General features: G+C 70.8%; 9 protein-coding genes and 1 pseudogene. 5 read left to right on the top strand and 5 right to left on the bottom strand.

Annotated features, from left to right (window positions below; genetic code table 11):
• Positions 1-102: 102 nt before the first annotated feature.
• A complete protein-coding gene (locus tag ACNFOC_RS45515) occupies positions 103-1,578 on the bottom strand; it encodes a BACON domain-containing protein (RefSeq protein ID WP_416964879.1) in 1,476 nt (491 codons plus the stop codon).
• 198 nt (positions 1,579-1,776) lie between these two features.
• Here ACNFOC_RS45515 and radA point away from each other — a divergent pair, with 198 nt between their 5' ends.
• A complete protein-coding gene (gene radA / locus ACNFOC_RS45520; protein ID WP_416964880.1) occupies positions 1,777-3,186 on the top strand; it encodes a DNA repair protein RadA in 1,410 nt (469 codons plus the stop codon).
• Positions 3,187-3,268: 82 nt separating this feature from the next.
• Entirely contained in the window at positions 3,269-4,393 is a 1,125-nt protein-coding gene (gene disA / locus ACNFOC_RS45525; RefSeq protein ID WP_416964881.1) for a DNA integrity scanning diadenylate cyclase DisA, read from the top strand.
• A gap of 16 nt (positions 4,394-4,409) precedes the next feature.
• Here the strand turns inward: disA and ACNFOC_RS45530 are convergent.
• The 4 genes and pseudogenes from ACNFOC_RS45530 to rimP all read right to left on the bottom strand — a co-directional run.
• Positions 4,410-4,820 (bottom strand): annotated as a pseudogene (locus tag ACNFOC_RS45530) (hypothetical protein); the annotation flags it as partial.
• A gap of 108 nt (positions 4,821-4,928) precedes the next feature.
• Positions 4,929-5,207 carry a YlxR family protein gene (locus ACNFOC_RS45535; RefSeq protein ID WP_327400920.1) on the bottom strand — a complete coding sequence of 93 codons (279 nt, stop codon included), beginning with the start codon at positions 5,205-5,207 and terminating at the stop codon, positions 4,929-4,931.
• Between the two features lie 90 nt (positions 5,208-5,297).
• Positions 5,298-6,296, bottom strand: a complete 999-nt coding sequence (gene nusA, locus ACNFOC_RS45540) for a transcription termination factor NusA (RefSeq protein ID WP_416964882.1) — start codon at positions 6,294-6,296, stop codon at positions 5,298-5,300.
• Between the two features lie 2 nt (positions 6,297-6,298).
• Positions 6,299-6,823, bottom strand: a complete 525-nt coding sequence (gene rimP, locus ACNFOC_RS45545; protein ID WP_416964883.1) for a ribosome maturation factor RimP — start codon at positions 6,821-6,823, stop codon at positions 6,299-6,301.
• A gap of 308 nt (positions 6,824-7,131) precedes the next feature.
• Between rimP and ACNFOC_RS45550 the strand changes: the two genes are divergently transcribed.
• The 3 genes from ACNFOC_RS45550 to ACNFOC_RS45560 form a co-directional block, all read left to right on the top strand.
• Complete coding sequence (locus ACNFOC_RS45550; protein WP_416964884.1) at positions 7,132-7,650, top strand: hypothetical protein; 519 nt, start codon at positions 7,132-7,134, stop codon at positions 7,648-7,650.
• On the top strand, positions 7,647-8,111 hold the full coding sequence (locus ACNFOC_RS45555; protein WP_416964885.1) for a ferritin-like domain-containing protein: 465 nt from the start codon (positions 7,647-7,649) through the stop codon (positions 8,109-8,111). Before ACNFOC_RS45550 ends, ACNFOC_RS45555 begins: the two co-directional genes overlap by 4 nt.
• Positions 8,112-8,162: 51 nt before the next feature.
• A partial coding sequence (locus ACNFOC_RS45560; RefSeq protein WP_416964886.1) for an aminoglycoside phosphotransferase family protein occupies positions 8,163-9,077 on the top strand: 915 nt, incomplete at its 3' end.

Below are 9,077 nucleotides of genomic sequence, written 5' to 3' on the forward strand. Positions count from 1 at the left end.
AGGCGAGCGGCTGCGGGGCGGTGCTCGACGTGGCCGCCGTGCCCCGTCCGGCGGACGCGTCCATGGGCGACTGGCTGACCTGCTTCCCGGGGTTCGCGATGCTCACCGCCGACGAGCCGGACGCGCCCCGGCCGGTGAGACGGCCACGCGCGCGGTCCAGTGGCCGGAGGGCTCGCGCAGATGGTCGACGTACACCTTGATCGTCAACGATTCGCCCGGTGCGAGGGTTCCCGAGGACTGGCTGAGGTAGAGCCAGGGCGCCGCGGTGGTCGCGGACCAGCGGACCGGTGCCGAGCCGGACGCGGTGAGCGTGATCAGCGTGGTGTCACTGCTGTTGGCGGCCGAGACTGCGAGGTGACCGGCGCCCTTCTGGTCGGCGCCGGTGACGCTGATGACCTCTACGGAGACGTCGTTCTTGCCGTTCTTGCCGTTCTTGCCGGGCCGGGGGCTGGTGCCGGCGTTACCGGCGTTGCCGGTGTTCTCGTAGCCGCCGCTCGCGACCTCGCCCTCCAGGCTGCCGGGTCCGTGCTGCTCGCTCGCGGTGGCGGCCCTGCCGTCGACGCCCTCGCCGGTCGGGGTGCCCCGGTAGGCGGCCCACAGGGCGAGGACGGGGGCCGCGATGACGGTGGCGACGACGGTCGTCGTGACGGCACGCGCGCGAAGACGGTCCCTCCGGGCGGCACGGTCCTTCGGGTCCATCGGGAAACCGCGCCGGTCGAAACGCGGTGCGGATGCCCCACGCGCGCGTGGCAGATGCGCCATGGCGACATGCAGGGCCGCGCGCGGTGCCTCCAGGACGGGCAGTTCGGCGGGCGTGACACTCGCGCCGGGCCAACTGCCGGGCGCCGCGCGCTCGGCGGTACGGCGGCAGTGCGGGCAGTCGTCGACGTGCCGGACGAGTTCGCGGCGCAGGGCGCTGCTGAGCACCAGCTGATGGTCACCGGTGAGACGGGCGACGCTCGGGCAGCTCCCGGTCTCCACGACGGCGAGGGCGGCACGCGTGCGTTCCACCTCGCAGGCGGCGGACGCCAGCAACTCCCGTGCACGAGCGAGGTCCATGCCGAGGACCGCGGCGACCTCGTGGGCGGCGAGCCGGTGGCGCACGGCGAGTTCGAGCGCCTCACGCTGCTCCGGGGTGGTCCCGGCGGCCTCCGGCCAGGCGAGCAGGGCGAGTTCACGCCGCCGCTGCTCCCTCAACTCCTCGGAGACGGCCGGTTCCTCCGCCTCGGTACGCCCCACCGCGTGCGTGCCCTGACGTTTCTGCTTGGCCTCGGCCAGCTTCCGCAGGCATGCCCAGCGGGCCAGCGCGTACAGCCAGGCCCGGCGGTCACCGGCCGTCTCCGGCACGCGCGCACCCCGGCGTTCGGCCAGCGCGAGCACGTCTCCCAGGGCCGCGGTCGCCGCGTCGTGGTCGCAGAGCACGGACAGGCAGTAGGTGAACAGGCCGTCCAGATACGGCTCGTAGCGCGCGGGCGAGCTCTGCGCCAGCGTGCGCGCCGCAGCGCGGTCGCGCGCCTCCCGATGCGCCCGGTGTGCGCCGGTGGTGCGGGTCGAGGTCTCCGGACTGCTGCTCATCACCCGTGCGACCGTAGGCGGCGGGCGATGCCCCCTTCCGCCCCCTTGAGCACATTTAATCCGTACGGGTGAAACGATCCCTCAAAAGGGGACAGCCATCCACACCTCCGTGGCTCGTTCCCGACGGACGGTGGCCGGATACCGAAGAGGCACGGCCCGTCCGCCGACCGGGTTGTCAGTGGCGGCGGTTACGGTTCACGCATGGCTGCCCGTACGAAGACCACCAAGGACCGTCCGTCCTACCGCTGCACCGAGTGCGGCTGGCAGACGGCCAAGTGGCTCGGCCGCTGCTCCGAGTGCCAGGCCTGGGGGACGGTCGAGGAGTACGGCGCGCCCGCTGTCCGGACGACCTCCCCCGGCCGCGTCACCACCTCCGCGGTACCGATCGGCCAGGTCGACGCCCGTCAGGCCACCGCCCGCTCGACCGGCGTGCCCGAGCTGGACCGGGTGCTCGGCGGCGGCCTGGTCCCCGGAGCGGTCGTGCTCGTCGCGGGCGAGCCGGGCGTGGGAAAGTCGACCCTCCTCCTCGACGTGGCGGCCAAGGCGGCGAGCGACGAGCACCGCACGCTCTATGTCACCGGCGAGGAGTCGGCGAGCCAGGTCCGGATGCGCGCCGACCGCATCAAGGCGATCGACGACCACCTGTATCTCGCCGCCGAGACAGATCTGGCCACGATCCTGGGCCACTTGGACGCGGTGAAGCCCTCCCTCCTCATCCTGGACTCCGTCCAGACGGTGGCCTCCCCGGAGATCGACGGAGCTCCCGGCGGCATGGCCCAGGTCCGCGAGGTGGCCGGCGCCCTGATCCGCGCCTCCAAGGAGCGCGGCATGTCCACCCTCCTCGTGGGCCACGTCACCAAGGACGGCGCGATCGCGGGCCCCCGCCTCCTGGAACACCTGGTGGACGTGGTCCTGTCCTTCGAGGGCGACCGCCACGCGCGCCTGCGCCTCGTACGGGGCGTCAAGAACCGCTACGGCACAACCGACGAGGTCGGCTGCTTCGAGCTGCACGACGAGGGCATCACGGGCCTGGCCGACCCGAGCGGCCTGTTCCTGACCCGCCGCGCGGAGCCGGTCCCGGGCACCTGCCTGACCGTCACCCTGGAGGGCCGCCGCCCCTTGGTCGCCGAAGTCCAGGCCCTCACCGTCGACTCCCAGATCCCCTCCCCCCGCCGCACCACCTCGGGCCTGGAGACATCCCGGGTCTCGATGATGCTCGCGGTCCTGGAACAGCGCGGCAGGATCAGCGCCCTCGGCAAGCGAGACATCTACTCCGCGACCGTAGGCGGAGTAAAACTCTCCGAACCGGCGGCAGATCTGGCCATCGCCCTGGCCCTGGCCTCCGCGGCGAGCGACGTCCCCCTCCCCAACAACCTGGTGGCGATCGGCGAAGTAGGCCTCGCGGGCGAGGTCAGAAGGGTCACGGGCGTCCAGCGCAGGCTCTCCGAAGCACACCGTCTGGGCTTCACCCACGCACTCGTCCCGGGCGACCCGGGCAAGATCCCCGCAGGCATGAAGGTCATCGAAGTAGCCGACATAGGAGACGCTCTCCGGGTCCTTCCGCGCTCCCGTAAGCGAGAGGCCCCACGGGACGCCGAGGACCGCCGGTAGACTTTGCCCTGGTCTCGCCCGTCCGTACGAACCAGGTACGCGAAACGGGAGCACCAGAAAAACCTGCGACCGGAGGAGTGCAGTGGCAGCCAACGACCGGGCGTCAGCTCCCGGAAAGTCCGGCGGGAGCTCCGGTGCCGATGGCCTGATGCGCGCCTCACTGAGCGCCGTGGCACCCGGCACGGCCCTGCGCGACGGCCTGGAGCGAATTCTCCGCGGCAACACGGGCGGACTCATCGTGCTCGGCTCCGACAAGACAGTCGAAGCGATGTGCACAGGCGGTTTCATCCTGGACGTGGAGTTCACAGCCACCCGCCTGCGTGAACTCTGCAAGCTGGACGGCGGCATCGTCGTCTCGTCCGACCTCTCCAAGATCCTCCGGGCGGGCGTGCAACTGGTCCCCGACCCGGACATCCCCACCGAAGAGACAGGCACCCGGCACCGCACGGCGGACCGGGTCAGCAAACAGGTCGCCTTCCCCGTGGTCTCGGTCTCCCAGTCCATGCGCCTGATCGCCCTCTACGTAGACGGCCAGCGCCGCGTACTGGAGGACTCGGCGGCCATCCTGTCCCGCGCCAACCAGGCCCTGGCCACGCTGGAGCGCTACAAGCTCCGCCTGGACGAGGTGGCGGGCACGCTGTCCGCCCTGGAGATCGAGGACCTGGTGACGGTCCGAGACGTCTCGGCAGTGGTCCAACGCCTCGAAATGGTCCGCCTGATCGCCACCGAGATCGCCGAGTACGTACTGGAACTCGGCACGGACGGCCGCCTGCTCGCCCTCCAGCTGGAGGAGTTGATCGCAGGCGTGGACCCGGAACGCGAACTGGTGGTCCGCGACTACGTCCCCGAGCCGACGGCCAAACGCTCCCGCACGGTCAACGAAGCACTGGCCGAGCTCGACGCCCTCTCCCACGCGGAACTCCTCGAACTCCCCACCGTGGCCCGCGCGTTGGGCTACACCGGCTCCCCCGAGGCTCTCGACTCGGCGGTCTCCCCCCGAGGCTTCCGCCTCCTGGCCAAGGTCCCGCGCCTCCCCGGCGCGATCATCGACCGCCTGGTGGAACACTTCGGAGGTCTCCAGAAACTCCTGGCAGCAAGCGTCGACGACCTACAGACGGTCGACGGCGTAGGCGAGGCAAGGGCAAGAAGCGTACGAGAAGGCCTCTCCCGCCTCGCGGAATCCTCAATCCTGGAACGCTACGTCTGACGAAAACAGCGGCCCGTCAGTCACTCGCCAGAACGAACGAGGTCTGCGCCTTGGCGAACCCGGAGGCCTCCGCCTCCACCAGATAGGTCCCGGCCCCGGCCGAACCAGCAGCCGGAGTCGCACACTCGGGCGCGCTCGGCTTGCGGTCCCACTTCAGGGTGTACGTGACGCTGCTCCCGGCGGACACCCGGTAGTAGACGCTGACGGCACTCTTCGGACAGTCGGCCGAGGACCAGAAGTCGGACGCGCCCCCGGCCTCCGTGATGGTCAACACGGCACTCTTGGGCCCGAGATCAACCTTGCAGTCACTGCCCGAGGAGTTCTTGGCGGTGAGCACAAAAGTCGGAGTCTGATCCGGCGAGTACGAGTTGTGAAGGCTCCGCAGACTCAACTGCACAGCGCCGGCAGTGCAGTTGGGCAGCGTCGCTACTTCATGGGCGTACTCATCGCGTGCTCATCGAGTGCTCATCGCAATCTCGACCTACTTCCAACTCGCGGAATACCGGGCCGCACGGAGGTTCCGTACGACTCGCTCTTACGGTGTCGCCTGCTCGACGTAGAGGCGCAACGCCTTTGTGTCGAGCGCTCCCTGGGCACGCAGCGCCCGTGGGAACGCCCGGCGGCGTACCGCCAGGTCGAGACAGACCAGGGCGGGATGCAGATACGCACCCCGGCCGGGCAGCGTACCGCGATGATCGGGAGCGCATTCGCCCTCGACCGCCACGATGCGCAGCAGTTCCTTCTTGGCCGCTCGCTCCCGGCACCCCACACAGGTGCGTTCAGGGCATGCGCGGGCTCGCGTCCGGCCAGACACTGCTAAGTCTACCTCCCCGCACCGACCTCACCCCTTCGGGGGAAGAATCGAACGGTTGTTGTCGTGATCTAAGCCACTCGCGGCCGAGATCTATTCCCCGTGCTGGTCGGACGGCTGTTCGGTGTCCGGGCGGATGTCGATCCGCCACCCCGTGAGCCGGGCCGCAAGTCGGGCATTCTGCCCTTCCTTGCCGATCGCCAGCGACAGCTGGTAGTCCGGCACCGTCACGCGCGCGGAGCGGGCCGCGAGGTCCACCACCTCGACCTTGGAGACCCGCGCCGGGGAGAGCGCGTTGGCCACCATCTCGGCCGGGTCGTCCGACCAGTCGACGATGTCGATCTTCTCGCCGCTCAGCTCGCCCATCACCGCGCGCACCCGGCCGCCCATGGGGCCGATGCAGGCACCCTTGGCGTTCAGACCGCTGCGGGTGGAGCGGACGGCGATCTTCGTACGGTGGCCGGCCTCGCGCGCGATGGCGGCGATCTCCACCGACCCGTCGGCGATCTCCGGCACCTCCATGGCGAACAGTTTCTTCACCAGATTGGGATGCGTACGGGACAGCGTCACGGACGGACCGCGCACACCCTTCGCCACCCGGACGACGTACGACCTCAGGCGCATGCCGTGCGGGTACGTCTCGCCGGGGACCTGCTCCTGCACCGGCAGGATGGCCTCCAGCTTGCCGATGTCGACGAGCACGTTCTTCGGGTCGCGGCCCTGCTGGACCACGCCGGTGACGATGTCGCCCTCGCGGCCCGCGTACTCGCCGAGCGTCGCGTCGTCCTGGGCGTCGCGCAGCCGCTGCAGGATGACCTGCTTGGCGGTGGTGGCGGCGATACGGCCGAAGTCGGACGGGGTGTCGTCGAACTCGCGTGCCTCCTGCCCCTCCTCCAGGTCCTCGGGGTCCTCCTTCGCCCACACCGTCACGTGGCCGGTCTCCCGGTTGAGCTCCACGCGCGCGTGGCGGCGGCTCCCGTCCGTACGGTGGTAGGCGATGAGGAGGGCCGACTCGATCGCCTCGACCAACAGGCTGAAGGAGATCTCCTTCTCCCGCACCAAGCCCCGCAGGGCACTCATGTCGATGTCCACGGCTACGCCTCCTCTGCGTTCTCTTCGTTGTCTGCGATGTCTTCGTTCTTGTTCTTACGGTTGAACTCGACCTGCACGCGGGCCTTGACGACATCCGCGAAGGCGAGCCGCTTGGCGGTGGGCTTGCGCCCCTTCACGCCGGGCACCTCGACGTCGATGCCGTCGTCGTCCACCTCGATGATCCGGGCGACCAGCTCACCGCTCTCGGCCAGCTGGAACTTCACCAGCCGGTCGGTGGCACGTACGTAGTGACGGTGTTCGGTGAGCTCACGCTCGGCACCGGGGGTCCCGACTTCCAGGGTGTACTCGCCCGCGCCCATCGCGTCGGTCTCGTCGAGCTTCGCCGAGAGCGCGCGGCTCACATCGGCGATCTGGTCCAGATCGGCGCCCGTGTCCGAATCGACGACCACGCGCAGCACCCGCTTGCGTCCCACCGAGTCCACCGCGACCTCTTCGAGATCGAGTCCCTGGGAGCCGACGAGCGGTTCCAGCAGTTCTCGCAGCCTCTCGCTCTGGGTCGTGCTCATCCGGGTGACTCCTCGGCCGCGTGTGCTGTTGTGGGTAGGGCGCGTGTCTGCACAAAGGGTATCCGGTCTCAGGGTGTGTTGCCGTCCACGTGGGCCTCCGGCGGTTGACCGGGGCGCCTTTGAGCCCGGGTGGTTGCGGTGGTCGGGCGGGTGCTGGTCCGTGGGGGCTGATCGCGCCGTTCCCCGCGCCCCTAGGTGGGTTCACGAGCCGGTGACGTGAGTCGGGGGGATGCGCGGGTACCGTGATCACGGGCCGCGCCGCCCTTCCCGCCTTTTCGTTCGTACGAGCCCCCCGAGGACGATCTGCCGTGCCGTTCCCCCCGCCTCCGCGCACCCTCCTGGGACCGCGCAGAAGGAGCCTGCTCGCCTCGGCCGCCGGAGCCGCGCTCCTGGTGGGCTGCTCCACCGACGCCGACGACTCCGGGACCACGGGCGGCAGCGCGTCGGTGTCCGAACACGCACGCGCGCGTGCGGCCTCCGACAGCGACACCCTCGTCCAGCGCTACGACGCGGTCATCGCCGCGCACCCGACGCTGGCGGAGCGCCTGGACCCGCTGCGGGCGGAGGTCGTACGGCACGTGGCGGCCTTCGGCGGCAGCGGCTCGACACCGTCCGCCACGGCCACCGCCTCACCGTCGGCTTCGGCTACGGCCGTACCCGCGACCCCGGGCGACGCCCTCGCCGAGCTGGCCGCCGCCGAGCGGGCCCTCGCCGACCGGCGGGCCAAGGCGCTGCTCGACCTGCCCGGCGAACTGGCCCGGCTGCTGGCCTCTGTGGCCGCGGCGGGGGCCTCGCACGCGTATCTGCTGACGGAGGGTGCCAAGTGAGCGAGGAGAAGGCCGCGGAACTGACCGCACTTCAGGCGGCACTGGCCGCCGAGCACGCGGCGGTGTACGGCTACGGCGTCGTCGGCGGGCGCATCCGCGAGGGCCGGCGCACCGAGGCCAAGGCGGCCTACGACGCCCATCGCGCCCGGCGCGACGCGCTCGTGCGCGAGGTGCGGGACCTGGGCGGCAAGCCCGTGGCCGCGTCCGCCGCGTACGCGCTGCCGTTCCCGGTACCGGACTCGGCGGCGGCCGTGGAACTCGCCGCGGAGCTGGAGGAGCGGGTGGCAGGCGTCTACTCCGACCTCGTGCGGGCGTCGGCGGACGGGGTGCGCGGTACGGCCACGGAGGCGCTGCGGGAAGCGGCGGTCCGCGCGGTGCGCTGGCGCGGCGGGAGCGTACCCTTCCCTGGTCTCGCCGAGCGGGCCGCGACCCCCACGGCCCCGGCGACACCCACGGCGTGATCCGCACCGGGTTGCAAGACCGCAGGACCGCAGGAAGGGAACAACTCGCGCATGGCTTTCGAACCGCCGCAGCGTCTGGTGAGGGCGCTCGGGGAGACGGCACCGAGCGGTGACGACTGGTTGGAGAAGCTGCCCGAGGTGGCCCGACAGGCCGTTGATCTACGCGAGTTGACCGTCGAACGGGTGCAGGTGCCCGGCGGGCGCAGCAGTTTGGTCGTGCTGGTGCGGCGGGCCGATGGGACCCCGGCCGTGCTGAAGCTGGCCCCGCGCCGGGCCCGCCCGGAGAGCGAGCGGGCCGCGCTCGCCCACTGGGGTGGGCTGGGTGCCGTGCAGCTCGTCGAGCCGTTCGAGGCCGAGGGTGTGCTGGTGCTGGAGCGGTTGCATCCTGATGTGTCGGTGCGGTCGTTGCCCGAGGCGAAGGCGTTGCTGGAGGCCGCGGGGACGTTGCGGCGGTTGTGGGTGGAGCCGCCCGGTGATCACGCGTTCGAGACCGTGGCTGAGCGGACGGGGCGGCAGGCTCGGGTGATGCGGGGCAGTGGTGGGGCTGAGGTCGCCTCGTTGGTCTCGGCCGCGTTGGAGGCTCGGGAGGCGTTGTTGGCTGCGCCGCCTGAGGTTCGGTTGCTGCACGGGACGTTTCGGCAGAGCAAGGTGCTTGCTGCGGAGCGGGTGCCGTGGCTTGCGGTGGGGCCGGATCCGGTCGTGGGTGAGTGTGCGTTTGATCTGGCTCGGCTGGTTCGGGATCGGGTTGAGGATCTGATCGCCACGCCTTCGGGGGCGTCTACAACTCGGCGGCGGATCAAGCGACTTGCCGAGTCTTTGGATGTGGATCAGGAGCGGTTGCGGGGGTGGACGTTGTTCCGGGCGGTGGAGTCCGGGGGCTCACGCAGATGGAGCCCGACGATTCCGCACATGCGGTTCTCCTCTTCTGAGAAGCGGGGGCGCGGCGTCGAGGCGCTGGACAACCAC

It is taken from the genome of Streptomyces colwelliae, assembly GCF_048158785.1.
Classification (GTDB): Bacteria; Actinomycetota; Actinomycetes; order Streptomycetales; family Streptomycetaceae; genus Streptomyces.

What these genes read in the sequence shown, in the direction of transcription:
- radA (WP_416964880.1), top strand. Translation starts at nt 1,777, where the DNA reads ATGGCTGCCCGTACGAAGACCACCAAGGACCGTCCGTCCTACCGCTGC.
- rimP (WP_416964883.1), bottom strand. Translation starts at nt 6,823, where the DNA reads ATGAGCACGACCCAGAGCGAGAGGCTGCGAGAACTGCTGGAACCGCTC.